Source organism: Flagellimonas yonaguniensis (genome assembly GCF_029193885.1).
In the GTDB taxonomy this organism is placed as follows: Bacteria; Bacteroidota; Bacteroidia; order Flavobacteriales; family Flavobacteriaceae; genus Flagellimonas; species Flagellimonas yonaguniensis.
Genome location: NZ_JARFVB010000006.1, coordinates 34,112 through 55,982, shown reverse-complemented (window position 1 = coordinate 55,982; position 21,871 = coordinate 34,112). Strand labels below are relative to the sequence as shown.

General features: G+C 42.9%; 19 protein-coding genes. 6 read left to right on the top strand and 13 right to left on the bottom strand.

The window, feature by feature from the left end; genetic code table 11:
• Positions 1-10 precede the first annotated feature (10 nt).
• Together PY092_RS11515 and PY092_RS11510 are read right to left on the bottom strand one after the other, a co-directional pair.
• Positions 11-1,846: an SLC13 family permease gene (locus PY092_RS11515; RefSeq protein ID WP_275615959.1), complete on the bottom strand. Its 1,836-nt coding sequence runs from the start codon at positions 1,844-1,846 to the stop codon at positions 11-13.
• An 18-nt stretch (positions 1,847-1,864) separates the two neighbouring features.
• Positions 1,865-2,656, bottom strand: coding sequence for a universal stress protein (locus PY092_RS11510; RefSeq protein ID WP_275615958.1), 792 nt, complete (start codon positions 2,654-2,656; stop codon positions 1,865-1,867).
• 197 nt (positions 2,657-2,853) lie between these two features.
• Between PY092_RS11510 and PY092_RS11505 the strand changes: the two genes are divergently transcribed.
• The 3 genes from PY092_RS11505 (at position 2,854) to PY092_RS11495 (ending at position 5,481) form a co-directional block, all read left to right on the top strand.
• Positions 2,854-3,816, top strand: a complete 963-nt coding sequence (locus PY092_RS11505) for an ROK family protein (protein WP_275615957.1) — start codon at positions 2,854-2,856, stop codon at positions 3,814-3,816.
• 110 nt (positions 3,817-3,926) lie between these two features.
• On the top strand, positions 3,927-4,643 hold the full coding sequence (locus tag PY092_RS11500) for a DUF2490 domain-containing protein (protein ID WP_275615956.1): 717 nt from the start codon (positions 3,927-3,929) through the stop codon (positions 4,641-4,643).
• A 109-nt stretch (positions 4,644-4,752) separates the two neighbouring features.
• Positions 4,753-5,481 carry an energy transducer TonB gene (locus tag PY092_RS11495; RefSeq protein ID WP_275615955.1) on the top strand — a complete coding sequence of 243 codons (729 nt, stop codon included), beginning with the start codon at positions 4,753-4,755 and terminating at the stop codon, positions 5,479-5,481.
• 56 nt (positions 5,482-5,537) lie between these two features.
• Here PY092_RS11495 and PY092_RS11490 read toward each other — a convergent pair whose 3' ends face one another.
• Together PY092_RS11490 and PY092_RS11485 are read right to left on the bottom strand one after the other, a co-directional pair.
• Complete coding sequence (locus PY092_RS11490) at positions 5,538-6,740, bottom strand: succinylglutamate desuccinylase/aspartoacylase family protein (RefSeq protein ID WP_275615954.1); 1,203 nt, start codon at positions 6,738-6,740, stop codon at positions 5,538-5,540.
• A gap of 2 nt (positions 6,741-6,742) precedes the next feature.
• Positions 6,743-8,587, bottom strand: a complete 1,845-nt coding sequence (locus tag PY092_RS11485; protein WP_275615953.1) for a CBS domain-containing protein — start codon at positions 8,585-8,587, stop codon at positions 6,743-6,745.
• 183 nt (positions 8,588-8,770) lie between these two features.
• Here PY092_RS11485 and hemN point away from each other — a divergent pair, with 183 nt between their 5' ends.
• Both hemN and PY092_RS11475 read left to right on the top strand, forming a co-directional pair.
• Complete coding sequence (hemN, locus tag PY092_RS11480) at positions 8,771-10,129, top strand: oxygen-independent coproporphyrinogen III oxidase (protein WP_275615952.1); 1,359 nt, start codon at positions 8,771-8,773, stop codon at positions 10,127-10,129.
• 17 nt (positions 10,130-10,146) lie between these two features.
• Complete coding sequence (locus PY092_RS11475) at positions 10,147-10,971, top strand: universal stress protein (protein ID WP_275615951.1); 825 nt, start codon at positions 10,147-10,149, stop codon at positions 10,969-10,971.
• A gap of 90 nt (positions 10,972-11,061) precedes the next feature.
• Here the strand turns inward: PY092_RS11475 and PY092_RS11470 are convergent, their stop codons facing one another.
• From PY092_RS11470 to PY092_RS11430, 9 genes are all read right to left on the bottom strand, one after another.
• A complete protein-coding gene (locus PY092_RS11470) occupies positions 11,062-12,330 on the bottom strand; it encodes an acetyl-CoA hydrolase/transferase family protein (RefSeq protein ID WP_275615950.1) in 1,269 nt (422 codons plus the stop codon).
• A 15-nt stretch (positions 12,331-12,345) separates the two neighbouring features.
• Positions 12,346-13,056 (bottom strand): sulfite exporter TauE/SafE family protein, encoded by a 711-nt coding sequence (locus PY092_RS11465; RefSeq protein ID WP_275615949.1) that lies wholly within the window; start codon positions 13,054-13,056, stop codon positions 12,346-12,348.
• Positions 13,057-13,058: 2 nt separating this feature from the next.
• Positions 13,059-13,505 carry a FixH family protein gene (locus tag PY092_RS11460; protein WP_275615948.1) on the bottom strand — a complete coding sequence of 149 codons (447 nt, stop codon included), beginning with the start codon at positions 13,503-13,505 and terminating at the stop codon, positions 13,059-13,061.
• An 11-nt stretch (positions 13,506-13,516) separates the two neighbouring features.
• On the bottom strand, positions 13,517-14,926 hold the full coding sequence (gene ccoG / locus PY092_RS11455) for a cytochrome c oxidase accessory protein CcoG (protein ID WP_275615947.1): 1,410 nt from the start codon (positions 14,924-14,926) through the stop codon (positions 13,517-13,519).
• Positions 14,927-14,978: 52 nt separating this feature from the next.
• Positions 14,979-15,953, bottom strand: a complete 975-nt coding sequence (locus tag PY092_RS11450) for a cbb3-type cytochrome c oxidase N-terminal domain-containing protein (protein WP_275615946.1) — start codon at positions 15,951-15,953, stop codon at positions 14,979-14,981.
• Between the two features lie 4 nt (positions 15,954-15,957).
• A complete protein-coding gene (locus tag PY092_RS11445) occupies positions 15,958-16,146 on the bottom strand; it encodes a cytochrome C oxidase subunit IV (RefSeq protein ID WP_067037876.1) in 189 nt (62 codons plus the stop codon).
• 2 nt (positions 16,147-16,148) lie between these two features.
• Positions 16,149-18,356, bottom strand: a complete 2,208-nt coding sequence (gene ccoN / locus PY092_RS11440) for a cytochrome-c oxidase, cbb3-type subunit I (protein ID WP_275615945.1) — start codon at positions 18,354-18,356, stop codon at positions 16,149-16,151.
• 2 nt (positions 18,357-18,358) lie between these two features.
• Positions 18,359-18,568, bottom strand: a complete 210-nt coding sequence (ccoS, locus tag PY092_RS11435) for a cbb3-type cytochrome oxidase assembly protein CcoS (protein ID WP_036382321.1) — start codon at positions 18,566-18,568, stop codon at positions 18,359-18,361.
• A 67-nt stretch (positions 18,569-18,635) separates the two neighbouring features.
• Positions 18,636-21,014, bottom strand: a complete 2,379-nt coding sequence (locus tag PY092_RS11430) for a heavy metal translocating P-type ATPase (protein WP_275615944.1) — start codon at positions 21,012-21,014, stop codon at positions 18,636-18,638.
• A 173-nt stretch (positions 21,015-21,187) separates the two neighbouring features.
• Here PY092_RS11430 and PY092_RS11425 point away from each other — a divergent pair, with 173 nt between their 5' ends.
• Entirely contained in the window at positions 21,188-21,823 is a 636-nt protein-coding gene (locus PY092_RS11425) for a Crp/Fnr family transcriptional regulator (RefSeq protein WP_275615943.1), read from the top strand.
• Positions 21,824-21,871 lie beyond the last annotated feature (48 nt).

Below are 21,871 nucleotides of genomic sequence, written 5' to 3'. Positions count from 1 at the left end.
GTTTTAATGGTTAGAAGCTCCATATCCATGGAACCAATACTAATGTTGCAATAAAAAAAAGTAGTAGCAAAGGCCCACCTACTTTTACATAATCAATAAACTTATATCCACCTGCGCCCATTACCATGGCATTGGTGGTGGTTCCCACAGGGGTCAAGAATGCGGTGGATGCACTTATGGCAACGGCTATCATGAAAGGTTTCGGCGAAACCCCAAGTGTCATCGATGCCATTATCGCTATCGGCGCCATCAATACCGCTGTCGCGGAGTTGTTTATGGTCTGGCTAAAGGCTGCTGTCAACAAGAAAATACCTGCCAACAAAGCTACTGGGTGAATGCTTCCCAAAGTGTCCACCAAGCTATTGGCCGCCAACTGTGCCACGCCAGTTTTTTGCAAGGCCAACCCCATGGGGATCATGGCCGCGATCATGACCACGCTCGTCCAACTGATTCCTTTGTAAGCTTTGCTTATGGGCACACAACCGGTCAACATCATGATTCCTGCGCATACCAATGCGGCAATGGCTCCAGGCAATATTTTAAATACCAAAAGGAGAATCATCAGCACCAAGGTTCCCAGAGCGATATAGCTCCTTGTGGTCAATTGGTCCACATTTTTGGACAGGGCTTCGGGACTTCCGGAAATCACCAGATTTTCGTACATGGATTTCAGCGCGATGATATTTTCCCACTGACCACGGATGACAAAGGCATCTCCGGCCTTGATTTTTATCTTACCTGTTAATGGGGCATTGTCCCGCGACAAGGCCAAAAGTTGCACTCCAGCCTGACGAAGGTAATGGCCCAAGTTAATGGTCTTGCCCACAAATACCGACTTTGGGGTAATGATCATTTCCGCCATGCCCACCTCCTGATTGATCAGCTCTTTTTTGAGCATATCTTTTTCGGGTTTCAATGGAATAACCCCCAAATGAAACTTCAAGACCAACTTATCCACATCCTCTGGCTCACCCTTTACGGTAATGATATCGTGATAGCGCATTTCGGTATCCAGACCGGGCATTTCCACAAATTGCGGGATTCTGTGCAGTTTGTTGGGATGTCTTCGTTTTAGCCGCATTACTGACACCTTGTGTTCACTTTCAAAATTCCAATCCCCTATTTTGGTATTGATCAATTGCGACATGGAACGGATGCGCAATCGGTAAAGGTTATCACCAATACTATAATTCTCTATCCATTTGTGCATTTCTTGGTCAATGGCCATTGGCTTATTGTTGGTCCTGTGATTTGGAAGCAACTTATAACCTACGTATCTAAAATAGAGCACGGAAATAATCAGGAGTGGAAGTCCTATCAAGCCAAATTCAAAGAACGAAAAACCAGTAAACCCATTCTCGACCAATGCATTGCTCACAATAATGTTGGGTGGTGTACCCGTCAAGGTCAACAGTCCACCCGTATTGGACCCAAAGGCTACGGGAATCAATAATTTTGATGGCAACGTACCTGCATTCCATGCTGCGGTTACCGTAACCGGTAGCAATGCCGCTACCGTACCTGTATTGCTCACAAACCCGGACAACACACTTGAACCAAGGGTTACAATGACCAATAAGCGTGAAATGTTCCTTCTCGCCCATTTCACGAAGTATTGCCCGGCCATTGCAGTCCACCCAGTTCTAGAGAGTCCCTCCCCAATAATGAAAAGGGCGGCGATCATGATCACCGTTGGGTTACTGAACCCCGCCAAGGTCTCGCCCAAGTCCAAAATTCCAGTGAGAAAGAGCGATAACATCGCCATGAGGGCCACGACATCGGGAGGGAATTTCCCCCACACAAACAATAAAATCGTAATGCCTAAAATAATCAGCAGTGGCAGCATGCTTTACAAGGTCAAGGTTTAGTCCAGAGCCAATACCGGTATCTCAGAGTGCAGGGTCAACAGTTTTGTCAACCTACCTTCCGAAGGGGTACTTTTTTCGGTATGGTTACGGGGCAATATGGTTAAAAGGTCGATGTTTTTTTCTTTGATATAATCCAGGATACCTTGCTCCACATCTTCATTTTTACTAAAGGTGTGGTCCGCATAAAAATGCTCCAAATAGTATTCCAATAGATTCTCGTTGGATTCCTTAATGGCTTGTTCATCGTACACAGAATCCTTGTAAATGGTCAGTACATGTACACGGGCATCAAAAGTTCTGGCTACATCCAGTAGGGTTCCCAAAACCGCTTTGTCATCAATTTTTTCACCGCCCATTACCAAGGCGATGTTCTTGGGTTCCTTTATGCTCGTTCCATAAGGAATCGATATCACGGGGCAATTGGCCTCCAGCACCAATTTTGAGGTGTTTGTAATGGCTTCATCGGTAACTTTATCGCCCATGGTCCCCATCATGATCAAATCGGCATTGCTTTTTTCCTGTGCGGCAAGTATGGTACTGATCACTTTACCGGTTTCTGTCTTGAATTCGGAAGCAACTTTCAATCTCACACCAAATGAATCCATCAGTTTGGAGAAATCCTTCCCTAACTTTTCATTATCGGAATCACTTATGGGCATCTTACTCACATAAAGGCCTAAAATACCGATGGATTTTTCGGTCCCCACAAAATTGACCACATACTCCAAAGCGTTGACCGATGCTTCGGAAAAATCAAAAGGAATTAATATTTTATTTAAACTGCTCATACCTATTATATTTATTGATTTCAATTCTTGATTCAAAAGTAGAATCGACCTATGACCTAAAACATGACAGAAGTCAGGGTTTTCAACTTTTCGCCCTGATATTACCAAAAAATCAGTCGCTATAAAAGTCTTAAGGGTTATTTTATTGCTACCATAATGGTTATATTTAAAAACCCTAAAATAACGCGACTTTAAATATGGATTTAGTAATAGGAATTGACATAGGAGGAACCAAAACCAAGATCGGTTTGGTAAATGAACATGGCGAATGCTACGAAAAAACCTTTTTTAGGACCAAGGAATATCCCAACCTTGATAATTATCTGGACAAAATAAAATCCACTGTTGATGAACTTTTAGAGCAATTTGGGGAAGGGGCCAACATAATTGGATGTGGTATAGGCGCCCCAAATGCTTCCAGCAAAAACGGCACTATTGAAAATGCCAGTAATTTGGCTTGGAAAGGGAGTGTCCCCTTGGTAAAACTGCTTGAGCAACGATTGGACATGCCCATCAGAATAATGAACGATGCCAGTGCAGCCGCATTGGGCGAAATGTTGTTTGGAGGAGCAAAGCACATGACGGATTTTATTGTGATAACCTTGGGGACCGGTTTTGGCGCTGGAATAGTGGCCAACGGTCAACTTATTGATGGGTACGATGGTTTTGCAGGAGAGCTGGGCCATGTGGATATGACCATTGGAGATGGTAGGTTGACAGGACTCGGAGTAAAAGGTGGATTGGAAGCCTATGTGTCCGCAACGGGATTAAAGCGTACTGTAATGTACATGCAAAGCAAATATCTCGTTGATAGTAGATTCAGGGATATTGCCTACAACGACCTCCATGGCGAGGACATTACCCAAGCGGCCGAAGAAGGGGATGAAATTGCACTTAAGGCATTTGACTACACTGCTCGCATAATGGCCCAAGCATTGGCGAATTTTACGGCCTTTACCCAGCCCGAAGCATTTATTTTAATGGGCGGTCTTACCAATAGTGGCAAATGGATCATGACCCCTTTGGAAAAATACTTCAATGGTTTCCTATTGGATGTGTACAAGAGCAAAGTGAAGCTCCTGCATTCCAGTATGGAGGGGAAAACTGCCGCCATTTGTGGAGCCGCTGCCCTCATTTGGGAGACAAAAAAGAAAAAATAACCCCAGAACAGCACATTTTCATCAAAAAAGGGCAATCTATGATAAGTATCATACTTTGCCGTTGGTTTTAATGGAAACCTTTGTACTCCAACAATCAAAAACCACTGATTATGGAGTTCACAAAGTATTGTTCAGGATTGCTTTGTTCCATAGTGCTCACCATCCTTTTAGCCCAACCCGGTCATGCCCAAAATTCAGAAGAAAATGAATATGGTTCCTGGTTGGTACTTTGTGGCAACGCGAAAATCCATGAAGATTGGAGCATCCCTGCCGTTGGAATTATTCGCCATCACCACATGCTGGACAAATATGGATTTTTCTTTTTTAGAACCGGGGCATCGTACAAAATAAGCAAGGCTTCCACTTTTACAGGTGGGTTTGCCTTGCTCAACTCCAACTCCTATCTAGAGCCCAACGATGTGGTCAACACCAACCAACTTTGGCTATATGGAGAGTACACCTTAAAATCCAAGTTCAACGATAATTCCCTGGCTCATCGAGTTCGTTTTGAAAACCGAAGGCTCATCAATACAGAAGATCCTAAAGTGAACAATAGGATCAGATACCGTCTTCAATATGTTCGACCTATATATAAGGATGTCTATTTTAAGGCCTTTGATGAACTGTTTCTTAATTTGGAAGGAAATACGTATGGTCAGAATAGAATTTTTGTTGGCGTTGGTCGAGAAATCACGCCCAATTTAAAAGCGGATATCGGATACTTCAACCGAAGGTTTAAAAATTATAACGAGGATATGATTAGATTGAGCCTTTCTTTCAATATCGACCTTACCAAAAACGATTTGGCACTCCAAACCGATAAATAACATAAGTCATTCAAAACAAAGCTATTTCCCGCTTCTTCAAAACCTGATTATTATCATATTTTCCCAAAAGGAAGAGGACTACCTTTAACATAGTTAAATAGTAGAAGTCATGAAACCAAAAAAGAACCCAAACGCAGAAATTGGACGTAACAGCAGTCTTTATTTCATGATAGGACTTACTTCGGTATTGTTCATGACATGGCAATCCTTTGAAGTAAAGTTCTATGAAGAGGAATCCAAAGTTTCAGAAGTTGTACAGGTAACCGATGAGCTTAAGGAAGATGTTCCCATTACAGAAATAATCAGAACCACTCCACCGCCACCACCGCCATCGGCACCGAATGTGATTGAAATCGTGGAGGATGTGGAAGATGTAAAAGAAACCGTAATTGAAAGTACCGAGAGTAGCCAAGAGACCTTTGTCGAGGATGCCGTGGTACGAATCGAGGATGTAAACGTGGAAGAAGTGGAGGAGGAAATTGTGGTACCCTTTGCAATAATTGAATATGTGCCCGTTTTTCCTGGATGTGAAGTTTACGAATCACAAGCGGAACGCAAAGAATGCTTCAACCAAAAAGTACAGGAGCACATTAAAAATAATTTTAATTATCCAGCATCAGCTTTAGAAATGGGGATTACGGGCAAAGTATATGTACAGTTTGTCATCGATAATCAAGGAAAGGTAAGTGGCATCCAAAAAAGAGGTCCTGACAAACTTTTGGAAAAAGAGGCTGAACGTATCATAGCTTCCTTACCCAAAGTAAAACCCGGCCAGCAACGTGGTAAAGCTGTAAGTGTAAAATACAGCATACCGATAAACTTTATCATGCAGAATTAAAAACACCGAACATAGATAACCCAAAAAAGGCCCAAGTGAATTCACTTGGGCCTTTTTTATTGTTTAAACCAAAGGGTATCGGTGTATTCTGCATGTTTGGAAGCACGCTCCCTGTTTTTGGCCATTAAATGGGCCTTATCAAATCTTCGTGCCCTGTATCCCAATAAGTGAAGAAAGGATTTGGCTAAAAAGCGGGCAATCCGTTGATCTACCACCAAGGTATCCCTTTTATCGTCTGCCCATTCCACTCCGGGTAATTTCACAAGAATATGATCTACTTTGATCCTTCTCAATTTCTTGGACAACCATAACCAAATTTTAGGTATGGGCCTGATAAAATAGAAGCCCTCGTTACCTTGTTTTTGATATAAAGGCATAAATATTTGCCGTTTTTGGGTCGTTTTCAATTCCACGCCATCCACAAGGGCCAAACCTACTCCCTTTGGCACTTTTTGAAAATTGGAAAATCCTGGAAACATTTCAAAATCGCTTTGGGTCCCTATATCGTGCTGATGATAAATTTCATAGAAGGTATGGGAATCCTTCCCTGTATTGGAAATCTTTTTCCTAAGCGATTCCCTTTCCTGTTCGGTAACATCCAAGGATTGTGTCAAGACCAAGGAATACCATATAAAATCAACACTGTTCCGTATCGCCTTTCCATCATCATGTTGGCCACTTTCAAAACCAAGGGAAACATAACCAAGCTCGTTGATATAACTCAACAATGCTCCCTTCAGGTACTCCTCTATCCCTAAAATTATGGGCAATGGATAGTTGGACCCGTATTTTCGGTTGAGCAGACTATCGTTCAAAATCATAAAAGGAATGGTATCGCTCGATGTTGTGTGCAGGTCCAAAAAATAAAATGGTGGATTGCTGTTTTCAAGGATATCCTGTATCAAAAGGTAAAGCTGACTCAGTTCATTTTCCTCGTTATGATGAATTTCCTTCTTTTCGATAATGTTCTCGATACGGTCAGGTAACCAAATCCTGTTCAAATCCTCCTGCTGAAAACGCTCCTGGGTTTTCAGGGCTCCCAAATTTCCCGAAATGGCATAGATCTCGCCTTTTACGCTCAGTTTTTTTGACCTTATTTCATCAAAAACCTGTCTTAGAGCGAAGACGCCTGCCGGTTCATTTCCATGGATGCCTCCAAAGAACACCATTGTTGGTCCTTCTTTGATTCCAACTATATGGTCGATGACCCTATCAATCTTTACGGTCTCTTCCAATGCTATACTGTGAACTTGGGACATGGCTACAAATCTTTTTTACTGATGATTCCCACGATATGGGCATCCACACAAACCGGCAAACATCCTATTTGGTGTTTTTCCATCATTTTTGTTGCTGCTTCTATTTCTGTTCTGGGCGTTACACTTATCACATTTTTTACCATAATATCGGATACCCGGGCTTCTTTTTTGTCCAGTTGCTCGAACTTTTCGATATGGCTCCATGTAAGTAGTCCCGCCAATTCCCCTTTTCCGTTTTCCACGGGGATGTGATGGATATTGTTCCATTTCATGATGGCCAGGGCCAAGTTTGCGTAATCATCTTCATATAGTTTCAAGAGCTTTGTGGACATAATTTGGCCCACTCTATGAAAGGACTCCTTGGTTTCCGTCATTTTATCAATGGGCTTCCATTGATGCACGGGCAGATTCGTTTGCTGGTTTTTGTACATAGACCGTGTCAATTGGACAATGGCACTGTCCAACTTCATTTGTTTTCTCAGCTCGCTAAAATTATTTATCTGCCATTCGGCTCCAGTCCCCCCTTTTGTACGCTCCTCGATAATCCCCAGTAATCTTGTGATATCCTTCTCGTCAATATTGAATTTTCGGAGTCCTTCGTATGCAATTGGCAAAAGTTCTTCCCGTACTATTTTTTTGGCCGTCATCGCCTTTCCCATCCAAGAAAACATGGCATGCCTGCCACTGGTGGCCGCCCTTAAAAAATTGAGTTTAGCTGTTCTAAAATCCATTAAGCTGGGGATATCATCATACTTTTTGGGTCTACCTGCCATGAGTCCGACCCAAAAAGCAAAGTTGGCCATTTCATCCAGTATGGTAGGACCTGCTGGGATATATCTGTTCTCAATGCGCAGATGTGGCTTGCCATTACCGACCCCATAGCAAGGACGGTTCCAACGATACACCGTACTGTTGAACAAGCTAAGGGCTTCCAGTTTCGGTATCTCGCCTTGTTCAAGCAGATCCAAAGAGTTGTTTTGAATGGGCTTGGTCAATAGAATACGGTGTGTGGATATGTCCTGCTTAAAAATATCGGTCACGGAATTTTTGTGCCACCGTTGCCCAAATCCGACCCTGGCCACTTCCTCCCTCAATGCCTTGGTCCAAATGCGCGTATCCAAACTTTGCTGGAACAGGGCAATACGTGTTTCCCTCCAGAGTTCTTTGCCCAAAAGCAAGGGGGAATTGCAACAGATTCCCAAAACTGGCCCTGAAATGGCCTGTGCCCAATTGTAACTTTTCATGAAATCTTGTGGAGGTATTTGTAGATGTAGCTGAAAACTGGTGTTACAGGCTTCAAAAAGCACGGAATCGTGGTGGAGGGATAGCTCATCGGCCCCTTTGATCCTTACCGTAAAGTCATTACCCCGCCAAGCTTTCAATACTTCATTGATTCTGTAATATCTTGGAATTGGGGTCATATAGTCCATTCCCAGCTCGTCCTTGCTGATGGTGGGGAGAATACCCGTCAAAAGCACCTTGGTATTGTGCTTTGACGCCGTTTTTTTCACTTTATCCACCAATCCTGTCAATTGCCCTTCGACAGAGCTAAAACAATCCTTCTCCAATTTGAAGGGATCCAGGTTGGCCTCGATATTATAGGTGGCAAATTCAGTGGTATAATGGCCATCGTCCAAATCTTTTATAATGTCCAACGAATTTGATGAGGGCCTGTAGTCGTTTTTTATCAAGCACATCTCCTGTTCGGCCCCAATACGCACGATATCGTCCTCGATCAATCCGTTTTGGATCATGTCCTCCAAAGCTTGGATATCATCGATCAACTGCTGTACGAACACTTTTCTCTCTTCTTCGTCAAACGTACTATTCTTGATATGTTCTCCCATTGGAATTAAATTAACTGTCAATCCTAATCCTTAAAGATACGGTCTTAAGAAGGCGAAAAACATGATACCCATCAGGCTTGAACCTTCATTTTTCGATATTGCACACACCCCGACTGACAATTATCATGTTTTTTGCAAACCATCAAAAGTAATTTTGAACTATAATGTAATGGTATGCAGCTTATGTGCGAATTAGTTCAAAAATACAATGTTCCAGGCCCTCGATACACGAGTTATCCCACTGTGCCGTATTGGGACATTGAAAGTTTTTCAGGAAAAAAATGGAAATCCAGTGTGCTCAAGGCTTTCGGGGAAAGCCCAGATGAGGGGATCAGTGTGTACATACACCTACCCTTTTGCGAAAGTATGTGCACCTTTTGTGGATGCCACAAACGCATCACTAAACGCCACGAAGTGGAAGGGCCTTATATATCAGCGGTTTTAAAGGAATGGGAACTGTACGTCGACTTGATGGGGTCTAAACCCGTTATCAAAGAACTCCATTTGGGAGGCGGCACCCCCACCTTCTTTTCTCCGGAAAACCTACAAATGTTGATCAACGGTATTGTTCGTCTCAGCAAAAAGACGGATGATATTGAATTTAGTTTTGAAGGACACCCCAACAATACTACAAAAGAGCATTTGCAGGCACTCTACGGTGTTGGGTTTAGAAGGGTGTGTTTTGGTGTACAGGATTATAACCTTACTGTACAACGGGCAATTAACAGAATCCAACCTTTTGAAAACGTAAAAAATGTTACGGAATGGGCCAGGGAAATCGGATATACTTCGGTAGGGCACGATATTATCTACGGCCTACCTTTCCAGGATTGTTCCGATGTGGAGACCACTATCATAAAAACCAACGCCATTAAACCAGATAGAATAGCTTTTTATAGCTATGCCCATGTACCTTGGCTCAAGGGGAATGGTCAGCGTGGATATAAAGAAGAGGACCTCCCATCTTCCATTGAAAAAAAAGCACAGTACGAAATGGGCAAAAAAATGCTTACGGATTTTAGCTATAAGGATGTTGGCATGGACCATTTCGCCTTACCCACCGATAGTTTGTACAAAGCTTTGGAAAATGGCACCCTGCACCGAAACTTTATGGGCTATACCCCATCCAAAACCACACTTATGGTTGGCCTGGGAGCTTCCAGTATCAGCGATAGTTGGTATGGCTTTGCCCAAAATGTGAAGAATGTGGAAGAATATCAAAATTTGGTTTCGCATGGAGTTATTCCTATTTTTAGGGGGCATATTTTAAATGATGAAGACGAAATATTGAGAAGACATATCCTCAATATCATGTGCCAGTTCGAGACCACATGGAATGCTTATGAAGAAGAGGTCGTCGATTTTGAGAACATATTGGCCAACCTATCCGAAATGGAAGCGGACGGACTGGTCGATATCAACAACAAAAACATTAAGGTTACCCACAAAGGAAGACCTTTTGTAAGAAACATCAGCATGGCCTTTGATCTTAAAATGTACAGAAAAAAACCAAATACCCGAATATTTTCCATGACCGTTTAACCCAAAAAAGCAATAAAATGAAAAGTATAATCGTACCGGTCGATTTCTCAAATCAATCAGAAAAAGCCTTAAAAGTGGCCGCTTCCTTAGCCAAGCAACAAAAAGCTGAGCTATATGTGCTCCATATGTTGGAGCTTTCTCCCGCCATTATGGGGGAATCCGGATATATTTCCCAAGAGCAGGTGGTGCACCTTATCAAATTGGGAGAACAAAGGTTTTCCGACTTTTTGGACAAACCCTATTTAAAAGATATCAAAGTTACGCCCGTAATCAAACACTATAAAGTGTTCAGCGAGGTGGCCGAAGTGGCCGAAAAACACAAGGCAGACCTTATTGTCATGGGGTCTAATGGTGCCGATGGCCTACAGGAGATCTTTATTGGTTCCAACACCGAAAGAGTGGTTAGAACTTCCGATGTCCCCGTTTTGGTCATCAAAGGCAATGAAGCCGAGGATTTTGTACCAAAAGAATTTGTGTTTGCCTGTGATTTTGAGAAGGAAAGTGTTCCTGCCCTTAAAAAAGCCAAAGAAATGGCCGAACTATTGGGTTCAAAACTGCACTTGGTCTATATCAATACCCCTGGAGATGAATTTATGAGCTCTGATGATGCCAACGCCAAAATCTCCGAGTTTTTGAACGAAGCCAAGGAAGGTATGGAAGTCGAAATTTATAATGACTATACCGTAGAAAAAGGTGTAATCAACTATAGTAACAATATAGGTGCAGACCTTATCGGTATTCCAACACATGGCAGAAGAGGTTTATCCCACTTCTTTATGGGAAGCATTGGCGAAGATATTGCCAACCACTCAGAAGCTCCTGTGATCACCTTTAAAATTTAATGGATTGCATTTTTGATTGGTTTCATGTAATTCAAATAAAAGGGGGCAATTTTAAAATTGCCCCCTTTTTTATTGCTTTACTCTCCAGGTTTAACCATGAAATCGTTCATAAGCCGCTTTTTCCAAATCCTCCCTATGATCGGGATGCGCAATGGAAATAAGTGCTTTGGCACGCTGTTGCAAATTCTTTCCAAAAAGATTTACCACACCAAATTCGGTGGCCACATAGTGCATATGTGCACGCGTAGTGGTAACACCTGCACCTTGTTTTAAAAATGGGGTTATCTTGGAAACACCTTTTTTGGTAGTGGCGGACATGGCGATAATGGGCTTTCCTCCTTTAGAAAGCGAAGCTCCCCGCATAAAATCCATTTGCCCCCCCACTCCGGAAAATTGGTAACCTCCTATAGTATCCGCACAAACCTGACCGGTAAGGTCTATTTCAATGGCACTATTGATAGCAGTTGCCTTAGGATTTCTACGGATTCTTGCCGTATCATTGGTATAACCGGAGTCCCTAAAATCGCATATGGGGTTGTCATCGATAAAATCATAAAGCTTTCGGGACCCTACAGCAAAACAAGCTACTATTTTACCTCGTTTTACTGCCTTTTCCTTTCCATTGATCACACCACTTTCCAACAAAGGCAATACCCCATCGGAGAACATTTCGGTATGGATGCCCAGGTTTTTATGGTTCCCTAAGTTGGACAGTACTGCATCGGGTATGCTTCCAATTCCCATTTGTAGCGTAGCCCCGTCCTCAATAAGTGAGGCCACATGTCTGCCAATTTCATGCTCCACTCCTGATATCTCGGTCGGATTATGTTCGTGAATCGGTCTATCTACCTCTATGGCGTAGGATATCTCATCGATGTGCACGATTCCGGTCCCATGGGTACGCGGTACATGGGGATTTATTTGTGCTACGATTTTTTTTGCCGTTCTTACCGCTGGCAAAGCAACGTCGACCGACACTCCCAAAGAACAATATCCATGCTTGTCCGGTGGGGATACCTGAACAAAGGCCACATCAAGTGGAAGATACTCGTCGGCAAACAACCAAGGTATTTCACTCAAAAAAACCGGAATGTAATCCCCCATGTACGTGTTTACATAACTCCTTACATTTCCGCCAACAAAACAGGCATTTAACGCAAAAGCATCACTATAGGGTTTTCTGGTATATTTTGCATCTCCTTCGGTGTGAATGGAAATAATCTCGACATTATTAACTTCCTCATGCCTATCGCACAAGGCATCGATCAATTCGTTAGGGGTCATGGCCGCCCCTTGGAAAAAGACCCGGTCTCCTGATTTAACAATTCCTACCGCCTCTTTCGCTGATGTGATTTTCATTATGGATTTGATTTTTTAGGGTTGATGGCATTCTATGGTCGCCGAAACTGAATCTGTTGGGGCCTGTTTGGGAGAAACATAGGGTATTCCCAATCCCAGTCCACGAACAATAAACAAAATACCTATGATGACCACAAATACCGGTATCATTTTTTGTATTCTCGATTTTATAGATGTACTGAACATTCCTTTGGAATATACCACCAAGGACATTAATGGCACGGTCCCCAGACCAAAGATCATCATGTAAAGCCCCCCCTTCAATGGACTGCCCATGGCGATGGCTCCCAAAAGTGCCATATAGACCAAACCGCAGGGTAAAAAGCCGTTCAAAAAACCAATGGTCAAAAAGGTATCAGGTGTCTTTTTTTTGAGTTCGGCCCCAAGTTTGGATTTTACCTTGCCGATAATTGAATATATGGGTGACAATAGTTTATGTCCGTTCAGGTATTTTCCTGGAATCAGAACTAGAATAATCATGAGTACACCAATACCAATGGAAAGTTTCTGCTGAATGCCAAACAAGGACAATCCCTTGCCCAAAAGCCCAAAAAGCACTCCAATGACCCCGTATGCCAATAGTCTGCCAAAGTGGTAAATGGACAACTGTGCAGTCTTCTTAACCTGATTGGTCTGGTCCAAAGGCAACATAAAGGCTATTGGCCCGCACATGCCCAAGCAGTGCAGACTTCCCAAAAGTCCCAGAACCAGCGCAGAGGTCAACATGATCAGTACACCAATTTTTCTTTATGCAAAAAGGAGTCACCTTCGTATTCCCAGTTTATGGAAATGTCCCAGCGACCGTCCACCAAGCGATTGTCAGGTATGAGCAAATGTGTTTTGGACAAACTTATAGGAAAGTTGGTATCCAAGTGCTTGTTAGACGGTCTGTATAGGGACACTGTTCCTCTTATCTTTTTGGGGTCGAAACGCTCTGGAAAATAAATCATCAATCCTTCATCTGTTTTTTGAACCTTTAGGTTGGCATTCATTTCCGTAGCGGTTTTTGATGCATCTATCTCCTGTTGGTAAGACAATTCTTTCTTATAATATTCTTCCGTCACCAAATCGTGGTTGGCACTATCATCGGTACTCATCCTTATCACAAAATATAGGATGAAGCCTATAAAGCCAATAAATGCCAGCACGATTCCCGTTCCCCAATTAATTTTCATCTCTTTCTTTTTTAATTATAACTCCTCGGTGCCAAAAACTGGGTTACCGTGGTTTCTATGAGTTTATCCCCACTGTAAACCCCTATCTTCAATTTATCCTTATCGCCGTTCAATGCCGAAGCATTTATTTCGATGAACAACGTTCCTTCCGCAAGCTCCTCTGCTGGAACCGTGAACTTGTCATGGGACACCATTTTGATTTCCCCGTTGTGCGACATCAGTTCAAAAGATACATTTTCGATATCCTTTGTGGTTTTGTTCACTAATTTATAGGTGTACACGTTACTGATGATATTGTTCTCCTTGCGCTCGTACAACTGCCCAGGTAAGCGCAGTACATTCGCCTCGACCTCGTTCCGCATGAACAACATACCAACGAGGATACCTATTAGCACGACAAGTACTGCGGTATAGCCTTTCATACGTGCGGTAAACTGAAACTTGTTGTTGTTGGTGATCTCATCTTCACTAGCGTATCGAATCAACCCTTTGGGTTTATCGATGCTCTCCATAATGTGATCGCACTCATCAATACAGGCGGTACAGTTTACACATTCCAATTGTGTCCCGTTCCGGATGTCTATTCCTGTTGGACAGACATTCACGCATTGAAAACAGTCGATACAATCACCATGTCCCAGAGCGTCGCGGTCTTCATTTTTTCTAAATTTTTTACGCCCGCTTTCACCTTCTCCACGTTTATGATCATATGCCACTACAATGGATTTATCGTCCAAAAGCACTCCTTGCAATCGACCGTAAGGACAGGCGATAATACATACCTGTTCCCTGAACCACGCAAAGATGAAATAGAACACTCCTGTGAAAATCAACAACGGAATCATAGTACTCAAGTGCGCCATTGGACCGTCAGTGATGTAGGCAATCAATTGATCACTACCAATTAAGTATGCCAAGAAAACATTGGCAATGAAAAAGGAGATAAGGAAGAAAATAAACCACTTCAATACTCTTTTTCGAATCTTTTTACCAGTCCACGGTGCTTTGGCCAATCGCATTTGTGCACCCCTGTCACCATCGATCCAATATTCGATGCGACGGAAGACCATTTCCAAAAAAATGGTCTGGGGACACATCCATCCACAGAAAATACGACCGTAAGCGACCGTAAACAGTGCGATGAAAATAACTCCTATGATCATGGACACCACCACCAAGTGAAAGTCCTGGGGCCAAAAGGGAAGTCCAAAAATATTGAACCGCCTATCCAGCACGTTGAACATTAAGAATTGGTGCCCATTGATCTTGACAAAAGGGGCTGCTATCAAGAAAATCAGCAGAAAGTAACTTACATACTTTCGGTAATCGTAATAACGCCCACTGGGTTTCTTTGGGAAAATAAAATTCCTTTTCCCTTCTTGTGTGATTGTGCCTATGGAATCCCTAAAATTTTCTTCCATCGCATTTGTGGTTTATGGATAAATGTTTTGCTGCCTAAAGGCCCCAGCGGGACTAATTCATGGCAACTTTTGTTGAATCTACGGCCTGCTCCATTTCTTCAGGGGCAGTCTCTTCCGTTTCAGATTCGGTTCCGTTGGTATCTTCTGGAGCATCTGGGTCTATCCAGATTTCGCCTTCAGGATCCTTTGGATTGGCAGGAGTGGTTCCGCCCAGTGAGATTACATAACTGGCAACCTGTGCTATTTCTGCAGGCTTCAAGCTTTGCTTCCATGCAATCATACCTTTACCATCACGACCTCCTTCAGAAATTGTGGTAAAGACATTTTTGATACCTCCACCCAATATCCAATATTTATCGGTCAGGTTTGGACCAATTGACCCGCCTCCATCCTGTGTATGGCAGGCAACACAGTTGGTTTGGAAAATTTTCTCTCCTGCGGCCAAGTCAGATTCATCTGAAAGAAACTCGACCGTACTGGCATCCACCAAATCCTTGGCTGTTCTTTTATATTCTTCAATCGCCAATTGCGCAGCGGCAACTTCTTGTTCGTACTCCAGTTCCTGGTCGTAATCCCCAATAATATGGAATCGCACCAAATACACCACAGCAAAAACAATCGTTGCATAGAACAGGTATACCCACCAAGGAGGCAATACGTTGTCCAACTCACGGATACCATCATAATTGTGGTCCAGGACAATTTCACTTTCGCGCTCAATGGAGCGGCTCTTGGTCAGTTTTTCCATGAGATTTTTGGCCCATGTCCATTCAAACTTCTTGCTTTTGGCTTCCAGATAACGTTCCTTACCCTCTTCTGAAAGGGTCTGGAACATAATGTTCTCTATGGATGCTAAAATCAATTCTATGGCAATGAGAATCATCAGCACCAACAGCATAAAAAACTGCGTGATGGGATATTCGATAATTGCGGGTTTGTCACCGGAGTCTATAAAGAATTCCATCAATCCGAAGATCAAAAAGAATAAAACCGGGACTCGTATCCACCAAGGTGTTCTTGTACTCATAATGTTATAGTTTGTTTTGTTGATCATCGTTATCCAGTGGCAGTTCGGACATCTCCCTTATGTGCTCCTTGGTAGCGGTAAACACCCACCAGAACAATAGCACGAAAAACACAAAGAAGATAAGTAGGGAAACCATGGGATAGTTCGCTATCCCATCGATGGTTTCCATATGTTCTTTTACAAATTTCAACATGGTTATTTGTTTTGAGATATGGTTTCTTCTGTTGCTTCAATTTTGATATCGGTACCCAATCGCTGTAGATAAGCAATCAAGGCCACGATCTCACGATCTCGCATTTCCACAAAATCCAATCCGTTTTCCTCGGCGTATTTTTTATCCGCTTCGTACGTTTTTTCGAATTCTGGGTCTGCGTATAGGCTCTTCTCGATTCGGGTTGCCTGCTCTGCCATGGATTGTGGGGCATTGGCAATATCTTCTTCCGTATAGGGAACACCCAATTTTACCATGGTTTCCATTTTGGCCTGAACATTGCCGCGATCATGCTCATCGGTAACCAACCATTCATAGGATGGCATAATGGAGCCCGCGGATGTACTTTGTGGATCGTACATGTGGTTCAAGTGCCAGTTATCGGAATATTTGCCCCCAACTCGCAAGAGGTCGGGACCTGTACGTTTACTTCCCCACAGGAATGGGTGATCGTAAACAAACTCCCCTGCCTTGGCATATTCGCCATAACGCTCCACTTCACTACGGAACGGACGTATCATTTGCGAGTGGCAGCTTACACAGCCTTCCCGAATATAAAGGTCACGACCTTCCAATTCCAATGGTGTATACGGTTTAACACTTGTAATGGTAGGGATGTTTGATTTTACCAAAATAGTTGGTACAATCTGCACAATACCACCGATTAAAATGGCAATGGTGGCCAAGATGGTCAACTGAACCGGTTTTCTTTCCAACCAGTTGTGGAAGGTTTCGCCAGCTACCCTTCTTTTTGCAACACGTTCCAATGCTGGAGCTTCTACTGCCTCATCTTCAACCTTGCTGCCCGACCTAATGGTTCTTACCACGTTATACAACAGTACGAACATACCCAAGATGTACAACGAGCCTCCAATAGCCCTCATCCAGTACATTGGGATGATTTGGGTAACGGTTTCCAAGAAGTTACCGTAAACCAAGGTGCCATCCGGGTTGAATTCCTTCCACATCAAGGCTTGGGTAAATCCAGCAACGTACATTGGTAGGGTGTAAAGTACAATGCCCAAGGTTCCGATCCAGAAGTGGAAGTTGGCCAATCCTTTGGAGTGCAGTTCTGTTTTGAACATTCGTGGCACCAACCAATAGATCATACCAAAGGTCAAGAATCCGTTCCAGGCCAAGGCCCCAACGTGCACGTGGGCAATAATCCAATCACTGAAGTGAGCAATGGCATTCACATTTTTCAATGAGAGCATTGGTCCTTCGAACGTGGCCATACCGTAACCGGTAATGGCTACCACCATAAATTTTAATGTAGCATCGGTACGAACCTTGTCCCACACCCCGCGAAGAGTCAACAGACCGTTGATCATACCACCCCATGATGGAGCGATCAACATTACAGAGAACACCACCCCAAGGTTCTGTGCCCAGTCGGGCAAAGCAGAATACAATAAGTGGTGAGGACCTGCCCAGATATAAATGAATATCAACGACCAGAAGTGAACGATTGACAGTCTATAGGAATAAATGGGACGGTTGGCCGCTTTTGGAACAAAGTAGTACATCAACCCCAAGAAAGGAGTGGTCAAGAAAAATGCCACCGCATTGTGACCGTACCACCATTGTACCAAGGCGTCCTGAACACCGGCATAAACCGAGTAACTCTTAAGTCCGGTTAAGGAAACCGGAAGTTCCAAGCTGTTAAAAATGTGCAGCACTGCTACAGTAACAAATGTCGCCAGGTAAAACCAAATGGCCACATATAGGTGCCTTTGCCTTCTTTTTAAGATGGTGCCGATCATGTTCCACCCGAAAACCACCCATACAATTGCAATGGCAATATCAATTGGCCATTCCAATTCGGCGTATTCTTTGGTTGTTGTGTAACCCAGCGGAAGTGTTATTGCTGCGGACACAATGATCAATTGCCAACCCCAGAAGTTGATGTTACTGAGGGCATCACTGAACATTCTTGCTTTTAGCAAACGTTGCAGCGAGTAATACACCCCTGCAAAAATGGCGTTCCCCACAAATGCGAAGATCACTGCATTGGTGTGCAATGGACGCAAACGCCCAAAACTTAACCAAGATATACCTTCTGTAACATTCGGGAACAAGAACATAAAGGCCAACAAGAGACCTACTGCCATACCCACCACGCCCCAAAAAATGGTAGCGTATAAGAACTTTTGTACGATTTTGTTATCGTAACGGAACTGTTGTATTTCCATATTTATTGGTTTGTACTTTTAGTTTGTTTGATTTCCTTTTTATTTAGGTTTGATTTATCCTTGTCCTTGACCACCTCGTCTTCAAACAACATTCTTACCGATGGGGTATAGGTATCGTCGTATTGTCCACTCTTTACTGAAAAAACAAAGGCTACAAAAAAGACCACGGCCACCGTTATGCTTATGGCCAACAACACATAAATAACACTCATACCTACCTTAATTTGAGGGTAAAACTACTTTGATGATATTCTTCATAAAATGACAAAAGTCACATTTCTATTGATTTTTTAATTTTTTTCCCAAAAAATTTGTCGCCAAGGTGGTAAACACCACTATACTGATGGAGCTCAAGGGCATCAATATGGCAGCAATCACGGGCTGCAACTGGCCTGTAACGGCAAAATACAACCCTACAATATTGTAACAGAGCGATAGCAAAAAGCTCATTTTTATAATCTGAATGGACTTTTTGGACAGTTTTATGAACTTTGGCAGCATTTTTAATTTGCTTGCATCCAAAATCCCATCACAAGCTGGTGAAAACACGTTGATGCTCTCCGAAACCGCCAATCCCACATCGCTTTGGGCCAGGGCTCCCGCATCATTCAGACCATCGCCCACCATCAAAACCTTGTGTTTTTCCTGTAACTTTTTGATGTATTCCAACTTATCCTCTGGTTTTTGGTCAAACATCATCTTTGTCTTTTCTGGAAGTACTTTTTGCAATTGGGCTTTTTCCCCATCATTATCGCCAGAAAGAATACCAAGTTCCAAATCATCCGATAGCTCTTCAAATATTTGGCTCATCCCCTCCCGATAGGTGTTCTTGAACACAAATCTTCCTTTTACATCCTCATCGGCGCGTACATATACCGCAGTATTTGTAATTGAACTGAATTTACTTTCCCCCACATAAGACGCTGACCCCACTTTTATGGAGTGTTGGTTGTATCTACCCTCTATACCTTTTCCCGTATGCTCCTGGAACTCTTCCAACGTCATTATGGAATTCGATTTTAAAATATCGTAAAGAGATCGGCTCAAAGGGTGATTGGACGCTCTCAAAGTTGTTTTTAAAAGTGCGGTCTCTTCTTCGGTAAGTTCCATCCCTTCATAATGGATGGTGTCTTTTTGATTGGTGGTAAGCGTTCCCGTTTTATCGAAAATGGCCATGTCAATGTTGGACAATCGTTCGATTACGTTGGTGTTCTTCAAATAGAATTTATATTTCCCAAAAATGCGGAGCATATTGCCAAGTGTGAACGGAGCCGCCAACGCAATGGCACAGGGACAGGCAATAATCAGAACCGAAGTGAACACGTTGAGTGCCAAGCTCGGGTCTAAAATCAACCAAAAAACAGTGGCCACCGCAGCAATGCTCAACACCGCAATTGTAAATCGCTTGCCTATACTATCGGTAAGGGTCTGGAACTGGCTTGCTTTGTCTTTTGAGAATACGGAGTTGCCCCACAGTTGGGTCAAATAACTTTGTGAAACGGATTTCAACACCTCAACCTCCAACACTCCTGACAGTTGTTTGCCACCTGCGAACAATTTTTCTCCAGATTCCTTTAATACGGGGTCGGACTCGCCCGTTACAAAACTGTAATCAATTTCGGCAGTTCCTTTGATCAGAATGCAATCCACAGGAATGATCTCGTGGCTACGGATGAGCACCCTGTCCCCTACTTCAATTTTATAAATTTGGATGTTCTCCTCTTCCCCATTTTTTTTCAAACGGGTAACGGCAATAGGGAAATAGGATTTATAATCCCTTTCGAAGGACAGATAAGCGTATGTTTTCTGCTGAAAAAATTTACCCAACAACAGAAAGAACACCAAGCCCGTGAGGCTATCAAAAAAACCAGAGCCAAGATCGAATACAATATCGACTGTGCTTCTTAAAAAAAGGACCAAAATTCCCAATGCGATGGGCACATCAATGTTCAACAATTTGGACCGGATGCCCTTATAGGCAGAAACAAAATAATCCTGAGCCGCATAAAAAACCACAGGTAGGGAAAAGGCGAACATCAACCAGCGGAAAACGTGCTTGTATTGATCCAACCAAAATTCCTCCACCTCAAAATACTCTGGAAACGAAAACAGCATCACGTTGCCAAAGGCAAAACCTGCTACACCCAACTTGTATATTAAGGAACGGTCCACCTTTTTCCCTTTCTTGCTGTATTCTTCCAAAGAGATATAGGGCTCGTACCCAATACTTCCCAACAAAAGGACCAACGCTTTTAGGGAGAAATCTTCTGTTTTGTATGTGACCCGAATGGTCTTTTTCGGAAAGTCCACTTGAGAAACGGTAATGGCCGAATGTAGCTTGTTCAAGTTTTCCAAAACCCAGATACAGGAGCTGCAATGGATGGTAGGAATGCTCAAACTGACCACCTGTACACCATCTTCATTAAATTCCAAGAGCTGTTGCACGATTTCTTGGTTATCCAAAAAATCATATTTCTGACGAATTTCATTGGGCGTGGTTCCTGCCTTTCCCTCTATTTCGTAGAACGTGGACAGACCGTTCGATGTAAAAATTTCGTACACGGTCTTACAACCATTGCAACAAAAATCCTTATCATCAAACCGAACGCTACTTTTCCCGCACTCGTCTCCACAATGATAACAGGTCGAGTCTGCCATTTCACATTTGCTTTACCTGATGCAAATTTGTAATTCTTTGCTCCTTAAAAATATGATATTTATCAGTAAATTGTGACTGTTTATCCACTAAATTTGTCCAATCAGGTAAACTAATCATTATGGAAAGCAGGTGTGAAAATTGTATAATCAGGCAGTTCAACTCCCTTCGTGCTATGAGCAAGGAGGAACTGAAACAAGTTTCTGACTCCAAAATCACCAAGACTGTAAAAAAAGGAGAGCCCTTATTTGAAGAGGGTGACAAACTCAATGGTGTTTACTGCGTAAGAAACGGTGTTTCCAAACTTTCCAAGCTAAGTGCCAATGGCAAGGACCAGATTGTGAAATTGGCCAGCAAAGGCGAAGTCCTTGGTCAACGCTCGGTAATTTCCCAAGAGAGCACCAATCTTTCCGCTATCGCCGTGGACGATATGGAAGTTTGCTTTATTCCTAAGGAAAGCATCAACAACACCCTTCAGAAAAATCCAAACTTTACTTTGGAAGTGCTTCGTCACATGGCCCATGATCTTAAAGAGGCCGATGATGTCATCGTGAACATTTCCCAAAAAACGGTAAAGCAACGAATGGCAGAGGCCTTCCTGTATCTTCAAAATAATTTCGGGGAAGACTCTGAAGGTTTTTTAGCGCTTACCCTTTCCAGGGAAGATATTTCCAATGTGGTGGGAACTGCTACGGAATCTGCCATCAGGATTATTTCCGAGTTCAAAAAGAAAGGTTTGATCCATACCTCGGGCAAAAAAATAGGCATCAAAGACGAGCGCAAACTTCTGGAAATGGTGGAAGGCTTTTAGTCCATTTTCCAAAACCTGACATTTGTCATAGTATCCCCTACCCCATAG